The sequence below is a fragment of the Nocardia brasiliensis genome, assembly GCF_042691675.1.
In the GTDB taxonomy this organism is placed as follows: Bacteria; Actinomycetota; Actinomycetes; order Mycobacteriales; family Mycobacteriaceae; genus Nocardia; species Nocardia brasiliensis_D.
Map to the genome: position 1 here is coordinate 2,921,524 of NZ_CP170507.1, position 21,904 is coordinate 2,943,427.

Below are 21,904 nucleotides of genomic sequence, written 5' to 3' on the forward strand. Positions count from 1 at the left end.
GACCGATCGCCATGAATATTTCCGCACCGTCCGACGCGACCGAAGACAGTGGCGGACCGAAGGCCGTCGAAGGCGCATCCGACGACAGCACCGCGGCCCGCGTCGGCGCGTGGGGCGTGCTACTCGGCACCGCGGTCACGCTGGTCGGGCTCAGCTGGGATATCCAGTGGCACAACGACGTCGGCCCCGACACTTTCTTCACCCTGCCGCACCTGTTCCTGTATTCCGGGAGCGCCATATCGGGTTTCGCCAGCCTGGCCATGGTGCTCATCACCACCGCCGCGCAACGCGCGGGACGGCCGGTGCCGCGGATGGGCGGCACACCCATTCGCGTGTTCGGCAGTAACCTCACCGCCCCGCTCGGCTACATGGTGGCCGGGGCGGGGGCCGCGTTGTTCCTGCTGTACGGCCTGCTGGATATGCAGTGGCATTCGATCTACGGCTTCGACGCGGTGCTGAACACCCCGTCACACGTGGCGCTGTTCCTCTCGATCACGCTCACCATGATCGGCAGCATCATGGTCTTCGCGGCCCACCGTGACCACCGCTGGGGCCAGTTCGGCATCGTCCTGGCAATCCCGATCCTGATCACCTTCGCCCCGATCCTCGCCGAGGCGCTGAACAACCTGGAACCGCCCGTCGATCCGACCATCCTCGGCATCGTGCTGTTCGGGCCGATGCTGCTGGTCCTCGGTGCCGCGGTGCTGGCCCGCCCGGGTGCCGCCATCGCCATCGCGGTCGCCCTCGGCGGCATGCAGGCGATCCTGTGGTGGTTCTCGCCGTGGGCCGCGGAAACCTATGCCTCCGCGATCGGGTTGCCGCTGCGGGACGGTCTCGGGTCGCGGCCACCGTCGCTGCCCGCCCTCATGCCGATGTTCCTGATCGTCGCCGCCGTCGCCGTCGAGGGCCTGTTCTGGTTGGCCCGCACGCGCGGCTACGACGCGAACAAGATCGTGCTGGCAGCGGGCTTGGTGACCGGTGTTGTGGTCGGCCTGACCTTCCCGCTGCAACTGCACCTCACCCACGCCATGTCGCGCCTCGAGGTAAGAGACGTCGTCACGGCCACTCTCGTCGGGATTCCATTGGGTCTGCTCGCCGGGTTCCTCGGCGGCCGATTCACCCGCATGCTGCCGGTGCCCGCTACGGAGGCCGTCCGATGACCACGCTGCGCAAGTTCGCCCTCACCGTGCTCGCGACGATCACGCTGTCCTTGGTCGCGATCGCCCCGGCTTCCGCGTACGCGCCGGTCGACATCGTGCACACCGAACGGGTCCAGGTCGGCCCGTACAACCTCACCGTCGGGTTCTCCACCTGGCCGATTCGCGCGATGAGGTCGTTGGACTTCACCTTCATGCCGGACGGCGGTATCGCCGACAAATCCGGGACCCTGCGGATGGTGGGTCCCGCGTTCAAGAACTGGCGCCGCAACGCGCCGCTCGTGCGCCATCCCCGCAAACGCGACTCCTGGGGGCTGGACATCCTGGCGATCGACGATCCCGGCACCTACAGCATCCGGTTCACCCTCGACGGCCCGCTCGGGCACGGCGAGGGCGCCCTGGACGGTCTGGAAGTCCTCGACCAGCCGGGCCCGCCACTGCCGCTGAGCTGGACGATCGCCAGTTTGCCGCTACTCGGCCTACTGGCCTTCCTCGCGGTGGCCTGGCGGCGCACCCGACCGGGTCGCCAACCATTGCCACTCTGAATCGGCAACTTTACGGCTAACCTCGTTGGATGATCCTGTTCCTGCTGCCCGAGCGCGATTACGATCCGACCGAATCGGCGGTGCCGTGGGCGGCACTGCGGGACGCGGGCGTGCCGGTCCGATTCGCGACGCCGGAGGGCCGGGTCGCCCTCGCCGATGAGCGGCTGGTCGAGCGAGGGTTCTCGGTGCTTTCGCCAGTGCTGATGACCCGTTCGGATGCGTTGCGGGCCTATGACCGGATGCGCGAGGATGCCGACTTCCAGTCGCCCATCCCGTATTCCGACGTCGTGGACGACGAGGTGTCGGGCGTTGTCGTGCCCGGCGGGCATGCCCCCGGGATGAAGACGATGCTCGAATCAACGGTCGCCCAGGGCATTTTCGGTCGCGCGCTGCTGGGCGGCAAGCCGGTCGCCGCGGTCTGTCACGGGGTGCTGCTCGCCGCGCGAGCCAAGGACCCGCACACCGGCCGCTCGGTGTTGTACGACCGCCGGACCACCGCTGTCACAGCAACTCTGGAATTGTCGGCGTGGAATCTGACACGGTTGCGGCTCGGCGATTACTACCGGACCTATCCGCAGACCGTGCAATCGGAAGTCACTGCCGCACTGCGTGACCCGCGCCAGTTCGAACGGGGACCGCTACTGCCGCACCGCGATAGCGCGACTCGCCTGCACCGTGGGTTCACGGTTCGGGACCGCAACTACATTTCGGCCAGGTGGCCGGGCGACTGCCACCGGCTCGCGGCCGAATATCGCGATCTGGTGCTGGAACACCGCAGCGCCGCACGCTGAGCGCATCGGACAGCGGAATGTGCGGACGTTCCGCGGAGCGTCCGCACATGCCCCAGTTACCTTCTCGCGCACTCCCGCCGGGGGAGCGGGCCGGGTCAGCCTCAGTTGAGGCCGGTGACCTCCTGGGCGATCGCCGCGAGCCGAGTCTGGGCGGCCGAGACGACACCGTGCCGGTTCTTGTTCGCTTCCTCGTACGCGACGATCGCGCGCACGTCGGCGGGGTCGGTCAGTTCCCGGATCGCGGCGACGGCTTGGTTGACGTTCAGCTCGTCGTAGTCGCTGATCGGCAGCTCCCGCGGTTCGAGGACACCGGTAGCGGTGCGGACCGAATGCAAGGCGTCGGCGGCGGCGTCGGCACCTTCGCGTCGGGTCACCTGCTCGGCGGTCTGGAGCGCGGCGTCGCGGGAGGCGGCCAGCGTTTTGACCGCGACATCACCCGCGTGTGCGCCGCGGGCGAGCAACTCGCCGAGCGCGGGTGGGGTGGAGCGGAAGGTGTCCAGCGCCCGGTCCAGGCCGCGGGCGGACCAGGTGACCGGGATGGTTACCAGCTTCACCACGGTACCGGTGGCCGTCTGGAGCGGGGTGTGGCGCAGTGCGGCCGGGCCGCCGAGGGCCTCCTCCGCCAAAACTGTGGTCAGCCAGGCCACGGTTGCCGAGTGCGCCTCGATCAACCTGTCCGCCAATGCCACCACATCGGAACGCTGGGCGGTGGTCGCCAGCGCCTTGATGTAGCGGGCGCGGTCGAGGAGCTGGTGTTCGAGGTTGAGGTCGCCGAGCAAGGCCTCGTCGAACGGCTGGGCCTGTTCGCCCACCGCCTTGACCGTAGCGGCCGCCCGTCCCAGGAAGGGACCGATCAGCTGCGGGACGCCGCCCAGTTCGCGGATGGCGGCCTCGATGGCTTCGGCGCGGGCGCGAGCGTTGTCGGCGTTCTGGGACAACTCGCGGCGCACCGCCTCCGTCCGGGCCTGCGCAATGCGTGTTTCGGCGACCTGGATTTCGGTGTTGGTCAGATCGCGGACGGCGCGCAGCTGCGCCAGCAAGGTAGTGATGTCGCGTGTGCTCATGTGAATCTGGTCCTTTGACGTTGACGTCAGGTCGGCGCAACGCTGCACCCGCTACAGTGAGTACCCCGCACCGCCGTCCGAAACATTGCGCCGCAAACGATTTGGATCGCATCGGCGCGAAACCGTTCACCGCCGCACCGGCAAGTCGCCCGCTAGCTCGTGTTTCGGACATGGCTGAGGGCGGGCAAGCGCCCGCCCTCGGCTAGATGATCCTTACTCGTGTGTAGGTGCTTCCTCGGACGTCGCCGCCGCGGCGCGGTCCGGTGGGTTGTCGCTCGCCGCATAGGTCTGCATCGCGTCGGCGATCGCACCGGTGTTCACGGTCAACGCCGTGTCACTGATGTTGGCGGTGGTGTCGCAAGACCGGTGGTAACACGGGTCGTAGGGTCGGCCCGCAGTTCCGCCGAACAGCTGCTGTTCTTGGCGCGTCTTGATCCCCTCCGCGCCGGTGAACAGGCCGCCGACCGGAATGCCGACCCGCATGAACGGGCCGTAATCCGAACGCCCGTCCAGCGCGGTGCGGACGTGCGGAATGTTGCGGGAGTCGAAGTAGCGGTTGAAGTTCTGCTCGATCGCGACGGAGCCGGCCGGGCCGCTGCTGCCGTTGTAGATCTTGTACGCGAAGTTCGACGAACCGATCATGTCGAAGTTGAGGTAGAGCTTGATCCTGCTGCGCTCGGTGGCGGACAGGTTCGACACGTAGTACTTGGAGCCGATCAGGCCGAGTTCCTCGGCGCCCCACCAGGCGAATCGGACCTTGTTCTTCGGCTGGGTGGTGGCCATCTGCAACGCGACCTCGAGGAGTCCCGCGCTGCCCGAAGCATTGTCGTTGATGCCCGGCCCGGCGCGCACGGAATCGAGGTGCGCTCCGGCCATCACTACCTTGTCGGCGTTGCCTTGCCTGCTTTCCGCCAGCACGTTGTGCGTCGTTGCGGGCAGGGCTTCGGTGTCGGTCTTCAGCCGGACGACCTTGTTCTTCGAGGAGGCGAGATCCTTGCCGACGGCGAAACTCGTGCCGACCACCGGGATGGTGATGCCGGTCTCGTCGAGGGGCTCGGTGAAGGTGTCGGTACGGCCCTCCTGGCCCTCGTTGAAGATGATCACGCCGGATGCCCCTGCGGCCTGGGCGTTTCGGGCCTTGTCGGCGAAGGTGCAGGTGCCGCGCTGCAGCAGGGCGATGTTGCCGCGGGTGAACTTGGCGAAGTCCGCCTTCTCGCAGCCGGAGGTCGAGGTGTTCGGCTGCGGGCCGGGCGGCAGGACGAGGTCGACGCCCTGGACCGTCGCGCGCTTGTCACCCGAGCCCGAGTAGGTCGCGGTGGCGAAGTCGCCGAGCTCGCTGCGGTCCGGCGGGGTCGATTTATATGTCTTGGGCCCGGCCGAGACCTCTTCCATGACCGCCGTCGTCCGTTCCCGGAACGCCTGGAAGGTGAACGCCTGCAAGGTCACCTGGTAACCCACGCGGCGCAATTCACCGGCCACATAGTCGCGAGAGGCGTCATAGCCGGGTGTGCCCGCGGCGCGCGTGCGACCGTTGGCGTTGGCGATGGTCTGGAACCTCTCCAGGTGCTGCTTGACGTCGGGCGCCTGGATCGAGTCGGCCGGTGGCCCGGGCGGCGCACCGGGTTCGGCATACGCTGACCCGGTCAGCGCGAGGGATAGAACGAGAGGCACAGCGGCGGCGGCGGCGATAACGTGGCCTGCCCTTGCGCGAAAGGTGCGGGGCATGTCGGCTCCTTCGAAGGGACGGAAAACTCCCGATGATCGGAGGTTAAGCCGGTGCGTCGGCTCGGTGAAACCCCAGTTGAGAGTGGGGAAATGGGGTTTCCACAGGGCTAGCCGCTTCGTGGGATGCTGTTCAGGTCAGCAGAATTCCCCGCAATCTTTCATCGGGTGGGAACTGGTTCGTCGTCAGGTAAGAGACCCAGTCGGCCGAGTCGAAGACGCAGTTGCCCGATCGAATCCAGTCGAAGTCGGCCGCGACCAGTTGCACCGCCCGCCACAGGTCGGCGTCGACGTCGTCACGGCGGCTCATGGTTACGCCACCGCCGGAATGCCGCACACAGAAGACGCCGTAGTCGGTCTCCGCTAATCGAGGCAGGGTCTGCAAGAAACACCCGTCTGTATCCAGTCCCGCCTCCCGTGGCGAACGACCACCGAAGACCCGCCACACAACCGGTGTTCCCAGCACCGTGCTGACTCGGGTGGACCAGAACCGATCATCGTGCCCGGGGTCGGACATAATGGTGAGTTCGTCACGCGTATACGGTTCGGTGCGCCGGCGTTCCGTTGCGACATGCCGCACCGTCACCTCGTCGGCCACCAGTCGGACCCGGCCATAGTCGATGCGAACGACCATGCGCCCATTGAGATCGCCCGTATCGACGCCTTCCAGGCAATGGTCGGGGGCGGGGACGGCTGGCGCGGCGAACTCGACCGGCGCGTCGGCCACCAGCTCGTACACCTCGACCACCGACACATCTCCCGGCCGCAACCCCAGCTGGACATATCCTTCCAACTCGAGGGTGACCGCTCCGTCGGGTGACTGTTTTACCCGCGCCAGGTGGCCGTCCTCGAATCCGTGGCGCTGGTCAAGCCATGCCTCGAGCACGGAAACGGTGGAAATGCGGATCACAAAGCGATCCTGCCGGACAGCACCCGATTACTACCAGGAAATAACTACGGCCGCAGGTGTTTTCGATCGGCTTGCCGTCGATTCCGAGGTCGCCGAGCTCGCTGAACTACCCGCAGTCGAGGAGTCAGCCGCAAGAAGAGTTGAGGGCCGTCCAGAGCGGACGAGCGAAGAAAAGAGGAGTTTGTTTACTCCTTCCACTTTCAACATATAGCGCACCCGGGGGCTTGCGGCAAGACCCGGGTCATGCCGCACAATTGCCCGCCTAGGGTCAGAACCTGCGGAAATGAGAGTTCGTGACTGCGCGTGTGGTGGTGATCACGCGGGTTCATCGAGTCAGGATAAAAGTAAGGGGCACATGCCTACTCAGGGGTACCAAGACGAATTGCGGTCCGAGCGTAGCTACGTTGCCGGGCTCTACACGCGGCTCGACGCCGAGCGCGCGCGAGTAAAGGGTCAGTACAGCGCGGCGTTGCGGGGAAACGGCGGGACACCCATGGAGCGCGATGTCGAGGTGCGCGCGCTGGCCAGAGAGGTGAAGCGGCTGGACGTGGCGGACAACGGATTGTGTTTCGGCCGGTTGGACACGCTGTCGGGCGAACATAGCTATATCGGCCGGATCGGTCTGTTCGATGAAGCGAACGAGTACGAACCGTTGTTGCTCGATTGGCGGGCACCGGCGTCACGCGCGTTCTATGTCGCCACCGCCGCGAATCCGGAGAACATGCGGCGGCGCCGCCAGTTCCACACCCGCGGGCGTCAGGTGGTCGATTTCACCGACGAGGTGCTCGGCCGCCCCGATGGTGACGAGCGTGGGGACGCGGCCCTGCTCGCGGCGGTGAACGCACCCCGCGGTGCCGGAATGCGCGACATCGTCGCGACGATCCAGGCCGAACAGGACCAGATCATCCGGCTCGACCACCCTGGGGTGCTGGTGATCGAGGGAGGCCCGGGCACCGGGAAGACGGTGGTGGCGCTGCACCGCGTCGCATACCTGCTCTACACCCAGCGGGAACGGATGGAACGCCAAGGTGTGCTGGTGGTCGGTCCTAACCCGACGTTCCTGAACCACATCGCCCACGTACTGCCGTCGCTGGGCGAAACCAACGTGGTGTTCACGACCACCGGTGACCTCGTGCCCGGGCTGCACGTCACCGCCGAGGACACTCCGGCCGCCGCGCGGCTCAAGGGTTCGCTGCGGATCCTGGACGTGCTCGCGGCGGCGGTCGCCGATCGGCAGCGGCTGCCGGAGCATCCGCTGCCGATCGAACTGACCGACGTCACAGTGCGGATCGACGCCGAGACCGTGGAGTGGGCGCGGGAGGAGGCGCGCGCGAGCGGACGGCCGCACAACGAGGCGCGCGCGGTGTTCATCGAGATCGTCACGTACGTGCTCACCGAACGTGCGATAGCCCGGATCGGCCAGGGGTGGCTGACCCGCGCGGACCGGGAAGCGTGGGAGCAGTTGCGGGCCGACCTGCTCGCGGAACTCGCGGACAATGCCGAGTTCAATGCCGCACTCGATGAACTGTGGCCCATATTGACGCCGGAAACTCTACTAGCACAGCTATATACGTCTCCCGAACGGCTGCGGGCGGCAGGCGCCGACCAGGCGCTGCTGCGTGCCGAGGGCGACGCGTGGACGGTGTCGGACGTGCCGCTGCTCGACGAACTGATCGACTTGCTCGGCCGCGACAAGCCGGTCGATCAGGCGGCCGAACGGGAACGTAAGGCCGAGGCCGCGTATGCCGCCGGAGTGCTGGACCTCATGGTCGGCCGCGCGGACATGATGGACGACGAGGACCACCTGTTCGCCCAGGACCTGCTCTACGGCGAGGACTTGGCGGATCGCTTCGTCGAACGCGACACCAGGGAACTCGCCGAACGTGCTGCCGCGGACCGTGATTGGACCTATCGGCACGTCGTGGTCGACGAGGCTCAGGAGCTGTCCGAAATGGACTGGCGAGTGCTGATGCGGCGCTGCCCGAGCCGATCCTGCACGGTGGTCGGCGATCTCGCCCAACGCCGGTCGCCCGCCGGAGCGACATCGTGGGACCAGATGCTGGAGCCGTACGTGCCCGGCCGCTGGGTCTACCGGTCGCTGTCGGTGAACTACCGCACCCCGGCGGAGATCATGACCGTCGCCGCCGCGCTGTTGGCCGAGTTCGCACCCGGGGTGCAGCCGCCGGAATCGGTCCGCTCGTGTGGCGTCCGGCCGTGGTCCAGGCAGGTTACCGGGGACGAACTAGCCACTGCCATCGGGGAATTCGTACAGGACGAAGCTGGTCGGGAAGGCACGAGCGTGGTGATCGGGCCGCCGGGGGTGCCGGGCGTGGTGGCGGCGTCGGAGACGAAGGGCCTGGAGTTCGATGCCGTCCTGGTCGTGGAGCCGGAACGGATCCTCGCCGACGGTCCTCGCGGGGCGGCCGAGCTCTATGTCGCCCTCACCCGCGCCACCCAGCGTCTCGGCGTTCTGCATCGGGGCCCATTGCCGCAGGCTTTGACCGGGCTCACCGAAATCAAAACACCCGCCCAGGCGGGGAATCGACGGTAGGCGTCGGGGTTTCGGCGACTAGCGCGTCTGATCGATGTCGAGAATGGTGAGGAATGCCGACGCCGCCGGCGTGGGGCCGGACAGGCTCCAGGCGACGTACTCGACGCGAGCCGGTGCGTCGGCGACCTCGATGACCACCACACCGGTGAGCCGGGGCACGTACGCGGCGGGCAGCATGGCGACACCGAGGCCCTGGCCGACCAGCCGGGCCAGGAAGTCCGCGTTGGTCACTTCGAAGGCGACGTCACGGTCGAGGCCCGCCGTCGCGAAGGCGTGGTCGGAATGGGCACGTCCGGCGGTGTCGGCAGGCAAGTCCACGAAAACCTCGGTGGCGAGCCTTCGGAGGTCGACCACCGGTTCCCCGGCGAGGGGATGATCCGGCGCGACCACGGCGACGAATCGGTCACGGGCCAATTCTTGGACGGCGACACCTCGGGGTCGGGTTGTGGTCGGCACGCCGAGGAAGGCCAAGTCGATCGCGCCTTGCTCGACCTGCTCGACGAGCTCCTCGGACGGGCCGACGCGCAGGCTGATGCGGACCTGCGGGTACCGCTGGTGGAAAGCACGCAGGGCGGCCGGAATATCGACCGCGGCCACGGTGGAGATCACGCCGACGGCGAGTCGTCCGCGCACCTCGCCGATGGCCGCGGCGACCTCGGCGGCGGCGCGCTCGGCGGCGTCCAGACACTGACGGGCAGCGGGGAGGAACGCCGTACCGGCCGGTGTCAGCCGGACGCGACGGCTGGTGCGTTCGAACAGTCGAGCATCCAATTCCCGTTCCAGGCGCGCGATTTGGTGGCTGAGGGCGGACTGCACCACCAGGCATCGCTCGGCCGCCCGGGTGAAGCTGTTCGTCTCGGCGACGGCGACGACGTAGCGCATCTGCTGGAGCTCCATGGATCAATCTTGTATCGAGATCGGTGGGGTGACAAACATGCATTGGACTGATTGATCGCTGCGGGTGAGACTCGAAGGTGAAAAGCTCAGCAGCGCAGGTGGTTCCGTGGGGGGCCTGCGGCTGGGCGCGCGCCGGTAGCAGACTCCGGCCGACCTGACGACAGAGAGAACGATGAAATGAAGCGAGTCCTCGGTATCTCGTTCGCGCTCGCCTGCCTCGTTGTGACCGTGCTGGCACCCACGGACCGGGCGATGGCGGACGGTGCGGTGTTTCCCACCACGATCGCCCTGCCCGCCGGATTCCGGCCGGAAGGTATCGCCATCGGTGCGCTGCCGGTAGCCTATATCGGCTCCATGGCGGACGGCTCGATCTATCGCGCCAACCTGGTGACCGGACAGGGTGACATCCTGAGCCGCGGCCCGGGCACGCCAGCGCTCGGACTCCAAATCGACCACCGCGGTCGACTGTTCGTCGCCGGCGGCACCGGTGGCGACATTCGCGTGGTGGACATCTGGACGGGCGCGGTGCTGGCGAACTACCAAGTCGCCACGGCGCCGGACACATTCGTCAACGATGTAGTGCTCACACCGACGGGCGCGTGGTTCACCGACTCACGCGCGGCCGTGCTCTACCACCTGCCCATCGGTCCCGACGGTGCACTGCCGCGGCCCGAGGCGGTGCGACGACTTCCGCTGACCGGCGACATCGCCTATGTGCCAGGCGCATTCAATGCCAACGGCATCGTGCGCACACCCGACGGCGCGGCCCTGATCATCGTGCAGTCGGTGACCGGCCACCTGTTCCGCGTCGACCCCGCGACAGGCGCGACACGGCAGATCGCTCTCGGCACCGAGGCACTACCCGACGGCGACGGACTGCTCTTGGACGGCAGCACACTGTATGTCGTGCAAAACCGGCGCAACGCAATCGCCATGGTCACCCTAGACCCCGAAGGCACGACCGGCACCGTCCAACGCCGAGTCACCGACCCGCGCTTCGACGTACCGTCGACAGTCGCCACCTTCGGCGGCCGCATGTACCTCCCGAACGCCCGCTTCAACACCCCACCCGAGCCGACCACCCCCTACACCGCCGTCGCGATCGATCAACCCCGATAAGCGCCCCGCAGCCGAAGCGGCCGTCGCCTGTTGTGTAGGAACGGAATCGACGGCCGCCCGGGTCGAGACTTCTTCGAATTCGGTGGAGCAGCGGATCAGGAGCCCACCGCCGTCAGGTCGGAATAGTTGTCGACCCAGTCGTGTACCGTGTTCCCCTTGTCGTCCTTGAACTGCGTGGCGCCGCCGTACTGGTAATGGTGCCGCAAGCTGTCCGGCCTCGTGGTGCCGGACGGGCAGATCGGCTCGAGCTGCATCCTCGCCGGGAAATTCTTCTTCGAATGCAAGGTCACCTCGAGCTTGTCTCGCTGATCTGGACGAATGGTGAACTCCCCGGTGAAAGTATCGTCGTAGTTGTAGGGGGCGTCGCGTGCACCATCCGCTTTTTCGGTCGGATACAGGACGACCTTCCAATCGACCGAAGAGGACCGCATCAGTTTCCCCTTCCACTCACCGTAGTAGTCTTCGGCGTGCGTGCCGCACTTATCGGAGTCCGCGGCGTCCGCGGTTGCGGCACCGATGCACCCCATGGTGACCAGCGACATGACCAGCGTCAGCGATCCCATTGCTCGTTTGATTGTTCGACCTCCTCCTCGCGAGTGACATGCCTCGGTAAGTCGTATCGAGCTCATTCGACCGTGCGCTTTTCTGTGATCGCGGCAGGGCTGTTGCCGATCATTTCCAAGTTGATCTCGACTTCGCCAGCTTGGAATTTGTCTCCCTCGCTCGGAGTGATGGTGAATTTCTTGGTCTTATCCTCGCCGTCGCACTCGGCCTTCGCCTCACCTCCGCCGATGACCTTTTTGCCGTCGGAGGTCTGCTCGACGGAGAGGACAAGACCGTCCACCTCGTCGCTGTGGCACAGATAGTTCACGGTGACCGCGAGGCCGGACTCGGCCAACTCGACGCTACCGATCGACGCCGTGGGTTCGGGTTCAGCTGGCGGTCCCGCATGAGCGACGGCCGTACCGATCAATACAGTGCCTCCAGCTGCGACAACGGCCGAACCGAACATGGAAAGCTTCATAGAAACCCTTCTGTCGGAGTTCAGAATCCTGTGCCACGGGCGGATAGACCGGAGACTGCGCTAGTTCCATCTGAGAGTGACAACGCATCTTCTTCGGAGCCGCGAAGCATCGGGATTGGTCTCCACGTTCGCCATGTACACGGCCGCCACTGAAGCAACCGACGATCAGCGGACGGCGCGCGATCGACAACGGGCACGAACTCCTACGGCGTGTCCGGGTCGGCAAGCCCGCTCAGCGGGGACGGGGCGGTGAACTGCGTGGGCGGGCGAGGTCCGCTCGGACGGTGGTGAGGCGATCGATGTCGTGTTGTTCGGCGAGGCTGTCGTCGACACTCAACAGGGACAGCAGGCGGAGTGGGCGATGAGAACGGGCGGCCGCTTCCAGCTTGTGGTGGCCGTCGAGCAGGAAGTGGAGCAATGACCAGTGTATGTAGTAGTCGTCGCGGCTCTCATCGGCCATGGCCGGCTGGCATATGTCCAGCAGTGAGACCGCCACCGCCGTTGGCGTCGAAGAGGTTTGGAGCTGCTGCTGGTACTGCGCTACTCGGGTGGCGTCGTTCCAGGTCGGCGGAACCATCGGGACGACGAACTCGTGCAGATGGGCATCGGCGCTCACCGGTGCGTCGAATGTCCGGTAGTAGACCGTCTGTGGGTAATTGGGTAACCCCCAGAACGAATCGATACCCCACGTCGCGACCTGCTCGTGAGCGAAGTAGTCGTCGGGGTCCAGCGGATGCACGAGTCGCGGGTCGATGCCCAGCAGCATCGGCACATACCTACCGAACGGAAGTAGTTCGGCAAACGGTGCGATCACCGACTCGTCCAGCGCGTCGAGTCCGGCGGTCAACCGTTCGGCAAGACTTGCCACCGACAGTGTCTTGTGGGCCCCTTCCCGTCGCTTGAACAACATCGGACAGGTGCCACACCAATAGCTCAACTCGAAAGCAGGCTGCCCATCGACCAACAAGACCCGCTGGGCGGCCTGTGCCGGACCAGGATTCGGCTCCTCACCGAACCGAACCACAGCATGCCGCGGGTCGCTCCCCAACTCCCGAATAGCGCCACTAGCGAACATCGTCACCTGGCAACAATATCCGCAGCGACCTCGGCGATACTGACCATTCGACGCACCGGAAACGTTGCACCACGGCCTGTCTCGTCGACAGCGCGCCCAGCGGCAGGGTGCCCACTTCCGGCTACGGGCCGCGGCGGGACCGGTCGCTGTCTTCTAGGAATTCGCTGACCAGCTGTCGAAGTTCGGGGACTCGAGCGCCATCCAGTTCAGCGATCAACGCATCGGCCTGCTGGGCGATGCGTTGAGCGCGGGCCAACAGGTCGGCATCGCCAGGCCATTGGTCGGCCTGCAAACGAAGCACCGCCCGCAGCAGGTCTCCCGGATAGCAGTCGGCTATAGGACTGCGGCCGAGCGACTTCGGCATCTTCATCGCGTGGCTCGAAGTCGCTACCGAAACTCTGTGACGCCAGGCGGGTGCCGATCAGCACGCGCGGCGGGGTCCGGTGGCGTCGGAGTGTCCGTCTGCTCGCAGTGGTGGGGTTCGGTCGAGGGTGACGGTTACTGTTCCGGCGCGGTCGATTTCGGTTCGGCGGTTGCCGCAGGTCTGGTCGACGAGGACGGTGGCGAGGTTGTGTCGTCCTGGGGGGAGTACGCGGACGGTCACCTGTCCCTGGTGGGTGTTGTCGAGTTCGCGGGTGACGACGTCGCGGACCAAGGTGCGGATGCGGGAGGAGGCGGCGTCGAGTCCACCGTCGTCGAGCAGCATCACCTCGATCCCGCGCTGGCGGGCCGCGCGGGCGGCGCCGAGGACTTCGGGTGTGGACAGCTGCGGTGCGCGCAGTTCGTCGCGGAGTTCGGCTTCGAGCAGGCGACATTCTTCCCGTTCATCGGGCCGGAACGGGACGGCCGCGGCGATGCGTTCGAGCATCGGGCGCGCGCGCCGGTCGAGCCGGTCGAGTTGGCGTTTGCGTTCGGCGTTCTGGGCGTCGAGCCGGGCGTGCTTCGCGGCGCGCGCGGTCGACTCGATCTCGAGTTCGTGCAGCGAGCGCAGGGTCGGGCGCATTATCGCGGCGAACGCCGCGGCGATGGCGACATTGACCAGCGGAACGACCGCCTGCACGTACGCGGTCGGCTCGCCGCCCGCCGCGAGCACGACGGCGAGCCAGGTTGCCCCGGTTCCCGCCCAGGCCAGCACGTTTCGGCCGCGCAGAACGAGCAACGCCAGCGCGCTACCCGCCATGTAGGCGGTCCACACGCTGGTGTGCGCGTGCAGCTCGGCGGTCACTTGATCATTGGCGATCAAGGCACCGACCGGCCCCGCGGCTGCCACGAAGACAGCCGCGTAGGTGTGGATCGGTTTCCCCATGTCGAGTACGACGACGACGGTGGCGGCAACGATGAGCGCGGCGGCGGCGACCAGGGAAACCGACATAGGAATCTCGGCCCTGCGCATCGAACGGATCATCACTGCGGCGTCGGTGGCCAGCACCACGGCGATGATCGTCAGCACGGTGGAGCGCCGCCCGCTGAGCAGTCGGCTCAGGTCGCCGTTGTCAGGTCTCATCGGGGGCGTTCCATTCCAGTACGACCCTGGTGCCGGCACCGGGGCGGGAATCAATGATGGCGCGGCCGCCTGCCTCGCGCATCCGCCGCAGGATGCTGACCGTGAGGCCGAGCCGATTGGCCGCAACCTGGCCCGGGTCGAAGCCGGCGCCGTCGTCACTGACGACAACGGTGATGCCGGACTCCCGCGCCACGATGGTCAACTGCCGCGCCACGGTGCGCCCCGGCACGGCGGCGTGCCGCACGCTGTTGCGGACGGCTTCGGCGGCGGCCTGGCTGAGCGCGGCCACCGCGGCGGAGTCGATGCGCAGGTCGGCCGAGTTGCAGTCGTGCCGGACCTGAACGCGCAGTTCGGTATCGATGGCGCCGCCCGCTTCGCGGGCGATGGCCTCGACCGCTTCGAGATCGGTGCACAACTCGTTGACGCGTCCGATGGCGGCGAATTGACCGAGGGCGTGATTGGCCTGCCGAGCCAGCATCGAGGGACTGCCGCCGCGGGAGGTGTCGAGCAGAGTGGCCAGCACTTTGTCGTGGATCAGCCCCGCGAACCACGCCCGCTCGCCGGCCCGCGCCTCCTCCGCCGCCGCGAGCGATGCCTGGTCATGTGCTCGCGCGCGCTCCTTGTCGAGCAGGTGGGCGGCGCGCCGAGCCAGCTGGGTGATGTAGACGAAGGCGACCGTGATCCCGATGATCCGGACCGAGGTGAGCGCGAATTCCGTCCAGGTGACGTCGCCGGTGGCTCGTCCGGTCGATGATGCGGCCAGCATCCCGACGGCGACCAGGTAGACCGCGGTCACCGGGGTCCGCCAGGCCAGCGTGGCCGCGACCCCGCCGAGCGGAACCAGCCGATAGATCCACGCCACATCGTCGGTGATCTGTCCCTGCTGCACCGCGAACCCGGAGAGCCCGACGACCACCGCGAAAACCGTTGCGTGCGTGGCGGCTATGCCCCGCACGGTGGGCAGTGCGGCGCGCAGGGCGGTTCCGGCCAGCAGCAGAGCGGTGCCGAACACACCGGTCAGGGCCAGCACGGTCCACCATGCCGGGAAGTGCCGCGACTGCCCGGCGATCTCGGCGGCGTCACCCGCACCGAATATCCACACGCCGAGGCCGAGCGCGAAGGCGAGGATGCGATCGATCTGTTCGGCGGCGGCTCGGGCCACCGATGAGCCCCGCCTGCGTCCTCCCGATAGCGCGGCCGCCGTTCGACTGAACAGCGACGGCGAGAGTGGGGTCATCGCGGTTCTCTGGCCTCGAGCCCGGACAGTTCGCGGTTCGCCGCAGCGGGTCTGGCCGTGTAGACGGCCCGGACCCGGCGCTTCGGCCGCAGGTTGATCGTCAGTTTCATCGCCACGTCACGGTCGATGTGCACCGTGCCGCCGCTGAGCAGCAGCGCGGTGAAGATCTGGCCCTCCAGCAACGCGAGGGCCGACCCGATGCACACATGTTCGCCCGCACCGAAAGGCAAGTAGGACAGTCGTTCCCACGCCCGCTCCGCCTCGGGAGCGAATCGGTCGGGCACGAACGCCTCGGGATCCGGGAACTGCCGAGCCGAACGGTGCATCACGTAGGGGGCGACGAACACGATGGTGCCCTCGTCGATCGCGTACTTCCCGATCCGCGTCGCGCAGGCGGCCTCCCGCAGGAAAGCCGGGGACGGCGGATACAAACGCATCGACTCCTTGAACACCTGCAAACAGTACGGGAGCAGCGGGAGATCGGCAGCCGTCGGCGTCGCACCGCCGAGGATGTGGTCGGCCTCGCCTCGGGCCCGGTCGGCGATGCCGGGATGCCGAGACAGCGCGTACGCCGTCCAGAACATCGCGTCGGCACTGGTCTCGTGCGCCGCCGCCCACAGGTTGATCACCTCGTCGACGAGCCGGTCCGGGCTCATCGGCGCGCCGTCGCGGTCGCGTCGGGCGAGCAGGGCCGACACGATGTCGTCGTGTCCCTCGGGATCCCGGCGGCGCGCGTCGATCACCCGCGCGGTCCAGTCGCGGACCAGACCGAGATCTCGGATGAACTCGCGGTTGCGTTTCGTCGGAATGTTCAACGGCGCGACGATCGGTCGCGACATCGCCCGCATTTCCCAGTCGAAGATCCTGGTCGCCGCGGCCACGACGTCGGTGTGGTCATCGAGCGGCTCGTCGATCAGCAGTCCGGCGACGACGTCGTGCATCATCTCCTGCACCGCGGCCAGCAGATCCAGCTCACCGGCCGTCTGCCACCGCGTCAGATGCGCCTGCATCCGCGTTGCCATCACGTCCACGTACTTCGGCACCCGCCGCGCGGTGAACAGCGGCGCGACCATCGCGCGCTGCGTGCGATGTACCTCGCCCTCGGAGATGATCAATCCCTCGCCCAGTGCGGGCAACAGCGTTCCCGTCACCACGCGTGCCCGCCGGAATTCCGCGGCCCGTGAGACGAGTACCTCATGGATCTCCTCGGGCCCGGTGACCAGGACGGCCGGAAACCGGCCGATCCGAAACCCGGCCACCGGTCCCTGGTCGTCGGCCATCCGCCGCATCACCGACAGCGGATCACGAAACCACCGCATGGCTGTGCCCAACGCGAGCAAACCACCACGTCCGTGGTCCAGTTGCTCAATTTCCCCCGCCCGATCATCGTTCACTGACGATTCCTCCCGTGGTCGCCATCGAAGTCAGAGCGATTCGCCAGCCGACCGCACATTCTTCAGTTATCGGGGCGCTGACGAGCAGTCTGTCTGTGCGGGATGATATTTGGGCAACGGCTCGTAGTCATGCCCGCAGAACTAGGGTGGCGGCGCCGTGTCGACGGTGTTTGCGCAGGTCAGCAGCGTCCTCCCGGGCCGTTCCAGCCAGCCTGTTCAGGGTCGGCCGCGCCGGCGGGCGTGGGTGATAGGATGATTGCTCTTAGTTTAGCTAAGCAGTTGCTGGTCTGCGTGTGTTGCCTCACCTGATGAAGGAAAACAACTCCATGGCTGTCATCCCGCACACGGGGGAACAGCGCGGTGCCGGTGCGGTCGAGAAGTCTCGTGCCCCGCGCAAGATCGCGGCGCTCGGTGCCGCGATCGTGTTCGCCTGCATTTCCGTCGGTGCCTGGCTGGAATTCATCCGGCTCAATTGGGATATGTACTGGCACCAGGTCGACCTGCAGGTTTATCTGTGGGGCGGCGCGGCTGCCGCGCTGCATCCCGAGCTGTTGTATGACGGGCGCGGGCCGCTGAACCTACCGTTTCTCTATCCCGTCTTCGCCGCGTGGATCTGTGCGGAATTGGCCAAGTTTCCGATCAACTATGTCGGCACCGGAATCGTGGTACTCACGTTGCTGTCGCTCGCGGTTAGCGTGTGGAGTGCCGGAGTGCTCCAGCAGCGGCGGCGCGGACTCGGTTTGGCCGCGACGACGATTGCCGTCAGCGCCGCCGGGCTCTGGCTGGAACCGGTGCAACAGACGTTGCAGTTCGGACAGCTCAGCGTCATTCTGATGGCGTTGGTGCTTGCCGATCTCGCCATTCCCAAGAACCGTTGGTATCGCGGCATTCTCATCGGCGTCGCGACCGGGATAAAGCTGACGCCCGCGGTGTTCGTCGTCTACCTACTCATCACCCGTCAGTTCCGGGCCGCCGCGGCGGCCGGAGCGGCGTTCGCGGCCACGGTCGCCATCGGCTTCTGGTATCGGCCGGCGCAGGCAGTGCAGTTCTGGACGACAACGATGAACTCGCAGAACCGGGTCGGGTTCGCCTATGTGCAGAACCAATCGCTCAACGGACTGTTCGGCCGCCTGCAATGGTCGACCTGGGAGGACAGCAGCGCGTCGCTGGTCTGCGCGGGCATTCTGGGGATCGCCGGGATAGCGGCGGCCCGAATCGCCTATCTGCGCGGCGACGAATTGCTCGGTGCGCTGCTCGCGGCCACCGCGATGCTGCTCGCCTCGCCGATCTCCTGGACCCACTACTGGGTATGGATTGTTCCAGCGCTGATGTGGGTGTTCCATGCGCTGCGGCATCGGTCGCTCGGTATCCGAATCGCGGTTCCGGCGGTTGTTTATCTGTTCCTGTTCGCGTGGCCGATGCGCGTGGACCGGGTCGGGTCGTGGGATCCGGATCTGCCTCTGCTGCCGCAAGGACTGGTCTGGTTCGTGCCGCAGACCGACGGCCGGGAATTCCATTGGGCGCTTTGGCAATTCGTCCTCGGCGATGCGTACACCCTGCTCGCTGTCGGTGCACTCCTCGTCGCGACCGGCTGGCTACTGCTGCACCGGCCCGGTAAGCCGGTGACGGAATCCGGCAGCGCCGCGCCGGTCGAAACCGAATCCGGCCGTTCATCCCGGGTGGATGAGCTGGTGGATTCCCGGTAGTGATCTACCGGACGAAGGTCTTCAGCTGAGCCACCGCTTCGGCGGGATGCTGCGCCCGGATCCCCTCGCCGATGGCATCGAACCGCCAAACATTGTCCGAGCGCGTCAGTTTGCCCATGACCAGGCCGGTGTATGACCCGCCGCCGGTCAGGTCGTAGCGGGCGATTTCGGCACCGGACACGCCGTCGATTACCCGGCAGAACGCATTCTCGATCTGCTCGAAAGTCTGGCCCGTGTAGCAGGTCACGATGAAGAACACGGTGCTGACCTCCGGCGTCAACCTGGTCAGATCGACGGTGATGATCTCGTTGTCGCCGTCGCCTTCACCGGTGGTGCTGTCGCCGAGGTGCCGCAGCGAGCCGTCTCTCGAGGTGAGCTGTTCGTGATAGACGACGTCCACGATGTTGTCGTCGGCGAACAGCAGCGCCGCCGCGTTCAGGTCGATGTCCTTGCCGCCGCCGAGCCACCGGTTCTTGCGGACCGGATCCCAGCCGAGGGCCATGTTGACGTAGTCGAGTCCCACGCCGTGGTCGTCTCGCAGCGTCACGAACATGAATCTCCCCACAGCCGTCCCGCCCGGCCCGCGGTCCGGGCCGGTTCGCCGACCAGCCTTCCCGGCACACCTTCCCGTAAAGATGCCGTAAAAATGAACGTGAGGCAAACCGCCGGTTCGGCGTTGCACGCAGGCGGCCGGCAACTGCTCTCCTCGGCCGCCGAGCTGGCGCGCACCGTCGGGCTCGCGCCTCCGGCACGGCCGGTGAGCTGAAGGTCGCCTTCACCAGATCGGGCTCCGACAGCGATATTTCGCAGCGCATCAGGGACTTTCGCAAGGAATTCCCGGACATCGCCGTGTCGATGATTACCGGATGGACCGCGTGGAATCTCGACCTGCTGGAATCGGGTGAGGCGTTGCGGCAGTTGACCGGGGGGTCATCCGGCATGTTTGCGCCTGATGATGGTGATGCCGCGAACCGTGGTGAGGATCGTTATCAGCATGATCGTCAGTAGCTGCATGATGTTCCAGGCGATGGGGTCGGCTGTCAGTTCGGCAGCCTCCAGGCGCGTCGGCCGAGGCGGTGTCGGCAAAGGCGGAATATCCGGAATCGCCGCCGTGATCGACGGTGCCGGTGGGGCGGCCGCGTTGGGAGTCGGCAGGGCTGGCACGTCGGGGATCGGACGGCCGGGGACCGGCGGGTCGAGTTGGAGCGGGAGACCCGGCGCGGGCGGCGCGCTGTCGAGCGGCCACAGCAGGCAGACCAGCGCGCCACCGGTGACGGCGCTACCGACGGCGGCACTGCCCAGCCCGGACGCGCTGGAGCCCAGACCTGCCGACCCCGGCCGGAGCCCGCTGCCGGTCGCGATACCGAGGAGGATCAGCGCGCTGCCCACCGCGACGCCGCCGGCGCACGCCGACCGGACGCTGCCGGAGTCGAGTTCCGGCACCTGTTCGGAATCCTCCGCCACGACCTCGGCGGCCTCGTCAGCGAGCGCGGGTCCGGTATGGCCGCTGCCTGCGCTGCCTGTGCCGAGGTCGCCATAGTTTTCTGTCGGAGCGCTCGGACCGAGATCCAACGAGTTCCCCTCGAACGTGCTTCCGTTCGCGGCGGAGCCCGGAGACGAACTGCCGGTGGCGATCTCGCCGAGGGGCGACCACTTCGGCGGTTGCAGATCGGCGGCCGCGACAGCGGGCCGACCGGCGAGCAATGCCGCGACAAGAGGCAGCGCTGTCGCGAGGGCGAGTCCTCTGGTGTGCGCCATCCGCGGGCCTCCCATCCGCTGTCGGTATCCGGTCCGGGGGAGCCGCTAGGTGATGTGCTGGTAGCGGGACAGCGCCAATTCGAAGGCGTCTTTCGAGACGATATTGCCACCGGAGAACGGTCGATCGAGGCCATAGATCGCGACAATCGCGGCGCCGACCACCACCCCGAGCAGGGCCGTCATCATGAGACTGCGCTTGGTCACCGGGACACCGGACAGCAACGCGCTGAACAACAGCAGGACCGTGGTGAACCACAAGGCCGTGTACAGGAAGCCCGGCATACCGAGTGCCGCGTCCATCGCGCGGTCTTGGCGCGCCTGTGCGACCGCGTCGAGCCCGGCCGACGCGCTGGCCCGCAGGTCAGTGACAGTGGCGTCCTGGGACTGGATCGCCATAACGGCATCCCGCAGGGTGTCGAGGGTGGCCTGGGTGGACTGGCTCAGCGTGCCTTCGTCGTCCATCACCGCCCACTCCGTGGTGACGACCTGTTCGGTGTATTCGCGGACCAGGCCCTGTATTCGGTCGTGTTCGGGATCGGGCATCGCATGTGCGGCCCAGTAGACGTCGATGAGCGCCTTGGACTCGGCGACGGTGTGGTTGTGCGCGTTGTCATACTGCTGCCAGCAGATCACCACAACGAACGCGGCCACTGCCATGAAGAGGGTGTTGATCAAGTCGACCACCATGGTGCCCGGCGCGTCCTCCGCCGACTGCCGCCATGAGGTCGGGCGCAGCCGATCGCCGACCACGAAGACGACGACCGCCGCGGCCGCGACAGCGAGGGGCACGATCAACAGTTGAGTTAGCTCATTGGCCATGGCGCGACCTTTCGGGACGGTCGATCGCGGAATATGTGCAAGCGGGTCGGCAGGCGGCAGAAAGCCAGGCGCAAAACAGATCATTCGAGCGAATGTTGCTACACGACAGTGCATTTCGATCGATATTGATCGTAGGCCGCGGAACCCGTTGGGCGCAGCGGAAATTCGAAGATTGTTCAGTATTATTCGGATGGTTACGACACGTGTTCGATCGGGTCAACTGTGCATAACGTCTCGCGCCGAATTCCGAAAACGCGGACAGCCGGCCGACCGGTGGTTATCTTCCGGGGGCGTGGCGAGTCGTGGCGGATTAGCCTCGGGGTATGTGCCGAAACATCACTGCCCTGCGGGGGCTAGAGCCCGCGGCGACGCCGGAGGAGATTCAGGCGGCCGCGCTGCAGTACGTGCGTAAGGTCGGGGGACTTTCCAGCATCTCGGCGGCCACCCAGCCGGCGGTCGATGCCGCCGTCGCGGACATCGCGGCGGTCACGACGAGGCTGTTGGCGCAGCTGCCGGAGCGCAAGGTGCCGCCGAAGTCGGTTCCGCCGTTGCGTCGGCCGGAGGTCCAGGCTCGGATACACGCCCACGATTAACCGGTATCGGGTCGCCGTGCGCGGGTGAGCCGGGCGCC

General features: G+C 66.8%; 22 protein-coding genes. 8 read left to right on the top strand and 14 right to left on the bottom strand.

Going from position 1 to position 21,904, the window contains the following annotated elements; translation table 11 throughout:
* Window positions 1-11: 11 nt before the first annotated feature.
* The 3 genes from ACFK0J_RS13625 to ACFK0J_RS13635 are packed head-to-tail and all read left to right on the top strand — an operon-like array spanning window position 12 to window position 2,493.
* On the top strand, window positions 12-1,160 hold the full coding sequence (locus ACFK0J_RS13625; RefSeq protein ID WP_378739981.1) for a hypothetical protein: 1,149 nt from the start codon (window positions 12-14) through the stop codon (window positions 1,158-1,160).
* Window positions 1,157-1,702, top strand: a complete 546-nt coding sequence (locus tag ACFK0J_RS13630; protein WP_378739983.1) for a hypothetical protein — start codon at window positions 1,157-1,159, stop codon at window positions 1,700-1,702. The genes ACFK0J_RS13625 and ACFK0J_RS13630 overlap by 4 nt, the downstream gene beginning before the upstream one ends.
* A 29-nt stretch (window positions 1,703-1,731) precedes the next feature.
* A complete protein-coding gene (locus ACFK0J_RS13635; RefSeq protein WP_378739985.1) occupies window positions 1,732-2,493 on the top strand; it encodes a type 1 glutamine amidotransferase domain-containing protein in 762 nt (253 codons plus the stop codon).
* Window positions 2,494-2,594: 101 nt separating this feature from the next.
* On the opposite strand, the gene ACFK0J_RS13640 is transcribed toward ACFK0J_RS13635, so the two are convergent.
* From ACFK0J_RS13640 to ACFK0J_RS13650, 3 genes are all read right to left on the bottom strand, one after another.
* Window positions 2,595-3,557, bottom strand: coding sequence for a ferritin-like domain-containing protein (locus ACFK0J_RS13640; protein ID WP_378739987.1), 963 nt, complete (start codon window positions 3,555-3,557; stop codon window positions 2,595-2,597).
* A gap of 213 nt (window positions 3,558-3,770) precedes the next feature.
* Window positions 3,771-5,282, bottom strand: coding sequence for a M28 family metallopeptidase (locus ACFK0J_RS13645; protein WP_378739990.1), 1,512 nt, complete (start codon window positions 5,280-5,282; stop codon window positions 3,771-3,773).
* A 130-nt stretch (window positions 5,283-5,412) separates the two neighbouring features.
* Window positions 5,413-6,189 carry a hypothetical protein gene (locus tag ACFK0J_RS13650; RefSeq protein WP_378739992.1) on the bottom strand — a complete coding sequence of 259 codons (777 nt, stop codon included), beginning with the start codon at window positions 6,187-6,189 and terminating at the stop codon, window positions 5,413-5,415.
* Window positions 6,190-6,544: 355 nt separating this feature from the next.
* On the opposite strand from ACFK0J_RS13650, the gene helR reads away from it, so the two are divergent.
* Complete coding sequence (gene helR, locus ACFK0J_RS13655; protein ID WP_378739994.1) at window positions 6,545-8,740, top strand: RNA polymerase recycling motor ATPase HelR; 2,196 nt, start codon at window positions 6,545-6,547, stop codon at window positions 8,738-8,740.
* 18 nt (window positions 8,741-8,758) lie between these two features.
* Here helR and ACFK0J_RS13660 read toward each other — a convergent pair whose 3' ends face one another.
* Complete coding sequence (locus ACFK0J_RS13660) at window positions 8,759-9,637, bottom strand: LysR family transcriptional regulator (protein WP_378739996.1); 879 nt, start codon at window positions 9,635-9,637, stop codon at window positions 8,759-8,761.
* 177 nt (window positions 9,638-9,814) lie between these two features.
* On the opposite strand from ACFK0J_RS13660, the gene ACFK0J_RS13665 reads away from it, so the two are divergent.
* A complete protein-coding gene (locus ACFK0J_RS13665) occupies window positions 9,815-10,756 on the top strand; it encodes an SMP-30/gluconolactonase/LRE family protein (protein WP_378739998.1) in 942 nt (313 codons plus the stop codon).
* Window positions 10,757-10,851: 95 nt separating this feature from the next.
* Here ACFK0J_RS13665 and ACFK0J_RS13670 read toward each other — a convergent pair whose 3' ends face one another.
* The 7 genes from ACFK0J_RS13670 to ACFK0J_RS13700 all read right to left on the bottom strand — a co-directional run bounded on the left by ACFK0J_RS13670 (window position 10,852) and on the right by ACFK0J_RS13700 (window position 16,990).
* Entirely contained in the window at window positions 10,852-11,319 is a 468-nt protein-coding gene (locus tag ACFK0J_RS13670; RefSeq protein WP_378740000.1) for a hypothetical protein, read from the bottom strand.
* A 62-nt stretch (window positions 11,320-11,381) separates the two neighbouring features.
* Window positions 11,382-11,780, bottom strand: a complete 399-nt coding sequence (locus ACFK0J_RS13675) for a hypothetical protein (RefSeq protein ID WP_378740002.1) — start codon at window positions 11,778-11,780, stop codon at window positions 11,382-11,384.
* A gap of 232 nt (window positions 11,781-12,012) precedes the next feature.
* Complete coding sequence (locus ACFK0J_RS13680; protein ID WP_378742827.1) at window positions 12,013-12,855, bottom strand: hypothetical protein; 843 nt, start codon at window positions 12,853-12,855, stop codon at window positions 12,013-12,015.
* A gap of 121 nt (window positions 12,856-12,976) precedes the next feature.
* Complete coding sequence (locus ACFK0J_RS13685) at window positions 12,977-13,225, bottom strand: hypothetical protein (protein ID WP_378740004.1); 249 nt, start codon at window positions 13,223-13,225, stop codon at window positions 12,977-12,979.
* A 51-nt stretch (window positions 13,226-13,276) separates the two neighbouring features.
* Window positions 13,277-14,359 (bottom strand): hypothetical protein, encoded by a 1,083-nt coding sequence (locus tag ACFK0J_RS13690; protein WP_378740006.1) that lies wholly within the window; start codon window positions 14,357-14,359, stop codon window positions 13,277-13,279.
* Complete coding sequence (locus ACFK0J_RS13695) at window positions 14,349-15,521, bottom strand: ATP-binding protein (protein ID WP_378740008.1); 1,173 nt, start codon at window positions 15,519-15,521, stop codon at window positions 14,349-14,351. The genes ACFK0J_RS13690 and ACFK0J_RS13695 overlap by 11 nt, the downstream gene beginning before the upstream one ends.
* 71 nt (window positions 15,522-15,592) lie before the next feature.
* Window positions 15,593-16,990, bottom strand: coding sequence for a cytochrome P450 (locus ACFK0J_RS13700; protein WP_378740011.1), 1,398 nt, complete (start codon window positions 16,988-16,990; stop codon window positions 15,593-15,595).
* 308 nt (window positions 16,991-17,298) lie between these two features.
* Between ACFK0J_RS13700 and ACFK0J_RS13705 the strand changes: the two genes are divergently transcribed.
* Entirely contained in the window at window positions 17,299-18,696 is a 1,398-nt protein-coding gene (locus tag ACFK0J_RS13705; RefSeq protein WP_378740013.1) for a glycosyltransferase 87 family protein, read from the top strand.
* Window positions 18,697-18,700: 4 nt separating this feature from the next.
* Here ACFK0J_RS13705 and ACFK0J_RS13710 read toward each other — a convergent pair whose 3' ends face one another.
* Window positions 18,701-19,249, bottom strand: coding sequence for a TerD family protein (locus tag ACFK0J_RS13710; protein WP_378740015.1), 549 nt, complete (start codon window positions 19,247-19,249; stop codon window positions 18,701-18,703).
* A 248-nt stretch (window positions 19,250-19,497) separates the two neighbouring features.
* On the opposite strand from ACFK0J_RS13710, the gene ACFK0J_RS13715 reads away from it, so the two are divergent.
* The gene (locus tag ACFK0J_RS13715) at window positions 19,498-19,704 is read left to right on the top strand and encodes a hypothetical protein (protein ID WP_378742829.1); all 207 of its coding nucleotides are present in this window, start codon (window positions 19,498-19,500) and stop codon (window positions 19,702-19,704) included.
* On the opposite strand, the gene ACFK0J_RS13720 is transcribed toward ACFK0J_RS13715, so the two are convergent.
* Both ACFK0J_RS13720 and ACFK0J_RS13725 read right to left on the bottom strand, forming a co-directional pair.
* Window positions 19,627-20,454: a hypothetical protein gene (locus tag ACFK0J_RS13720; RefSeq protein ID WP_378740018.1), complete on the bottom strand. Its 828-nt coding sequence runs from the start codon at window positions 20,452-20,454 to the stop codon at window positions 19,627-19,629. The two genes, ACFK0J_RS13715 and ACFK0J_RS13720, sit on opposite strands and share 78 nt — an antisense overlap.
* Before the next feature lie 45 nt (window positions 20,455-20,499).
* Window positions 20,500-21,273 (bottom strand): DUF4239 domain-containing protein, encoded by a 774-nt coding sequence (locus ACFK0J_RS13725; RefSeq protein WP_378740021.1) that lies wholly within the window; start codon window positions 21,271-21,273, stop codon window positions 20,500-20,502.
* Between the two features lie 323 nt (window positions 21,274-21,596).
* Here ACFK0J_RS13725 and ACFK0J_RS13730 point away from each other — a divergent pair, with 323 nt between their 5' ends.
* Window positions 21,597-21,866, top strand: a complete 270-nt coding sequence (locus tag ACFK0J_RS13730; protein WP_378740024.1) for a DUF2277 domain-containing protein — start codon at window positions 21,597-21,599, stop codon at window positions 21,864-21,866.
* The last annotated feature ends 38 nt before the right edge of the window (window positions 21,867-21,904 follow it).

Bases quoted from the DNA above. Each gene is read 5' to 3' on its own strand.
- ACFK0J_RS13625 (WP_378739981.1), top strand. From the start codon at position 12: ATGAATATTTCCGCACCGTCCGACGCGACCGAAGACAGTGGCGGACCG.
- ACFK0J_RS13630 (WP_378739983.1), top strand. From the start codon at position 1,157: ATGACCACGCTGCGCAAGTTCGCCCTCACCGTGCTCGCGACGATCACG.
- ACFK0J_RS13635 (WP_378739985.1), top strand. From the start codon at position 1,732: ATGATCCTGTTCCTGCTGCCCGAGCGCGATTACGATCCGACCGAATCG.
- ACFK0J_RS13640 (WP_378739987.1), bottom strand. From the start codon at position 3,557: ATGAGCACACGCGACATCACTACCTTGCTGGCGCAGCTGCGCGCCGTC.
- ACFK0J_RS13645 (WP_378739990.1), bottom strand. From the start codon at position 5,282: ATGCCCCGCACCTTTCGCGCAAGGGCAGGCCACGTTATCGCCGCCGCC.
- helR (WP_378739994.1), top strand. From the start codon at position 6,545: ATGCCTACTCAGGGGTACCAAGACGAATTGCGGTCCGAGCGTAGCTAC.
- ACFK0J_RS13660 (WP_378739996.1), bottom strand. From the start codon at position 9,637: ATGGAGCTCCAGCAGATGCGCTACGTCGTCGCCGTCGCCGAGACGAAC.
- ACFK0J_RS13665 (WP_378739998.1), top strand. From the start codon at position 9,815: ATGAAGCGAGTCCTCGGTATCTCGTTCGCGCTCGCCTGCCTCGTTGTG.
- ACFK0J_RS13670 (WP_378740000.1), bottom strand. From the start codon at position 11,319: ATGGGATCGCTGACGCTGGTCATGTCGCTGGTCACCATGGGGTGCATC.
- ACFK0J_RS13675 (WP_378740002.1), bottom strand. From the start codon at position 11,780: ATGAAGCTTTCCATGTTCGGTTCGGCCGTTGTCGCAGCTGGAGGCACT.
- ACFK0J_RS13680 (WP_378742827.1), bottom strand. From the start codon at position 12,855: ATGTTCGCTAGTGGCGCTATTCGGGAGTTGGGGAGCGACCCGCGGCAT.
- ACFK0J_RS13685 (WP_378740004.1), bottom strand. From the start codon at position 13,225: ATGAAGATGCCGAAGTCGCTCGGCCGCAGTCCTATAGCCGACTGCTAT.
- ACFK0J_RS13690 (WP_378740006.1), bottom strand. From the start codon at position 14,359: ATGAGACCTGACAACGGCGACCTGAGCCGACTGCTCAGCGGGCGGCGC.
- ACFK0J_RS13705 (WP_378740013.1), top strand. From the start codon at position 17,299: ATGAAGGAAAACAACTCCATGGCTGTCATCCCGCACACGGGGGAACAG.
- ACFK0J_RS13710 (WP_378740015.1), bottom strand. From the start codon at position 19,249: ATGTTCGTGACGCTGCGAGACGACCACGGCGTGGGACTCGACTACGTC.
- ACFK0J_RS13720 (WP_378740018.1), bottom strand. From the start codon at position 20,454: ATGGCGCACACCAGAGGACTCGCCCTCGCGACAGCGCTGCCTCTTGTC.
- ACFK0J_RS13725 (WP_378740021.1), bottom strand. From the start codon at position 21,273: ATGGCCAATGAGCTAACTCAACTGTTGATCGTGCCCCTCGCTGTCGCG.
- ACFK0J_RS13730 (WP_378740024.1), top strand. From the start codon at position 21,597: ATGTGCCGAAACATCACTGCCCTGCGGGGGCTAGAGCCCGCGGCGACG.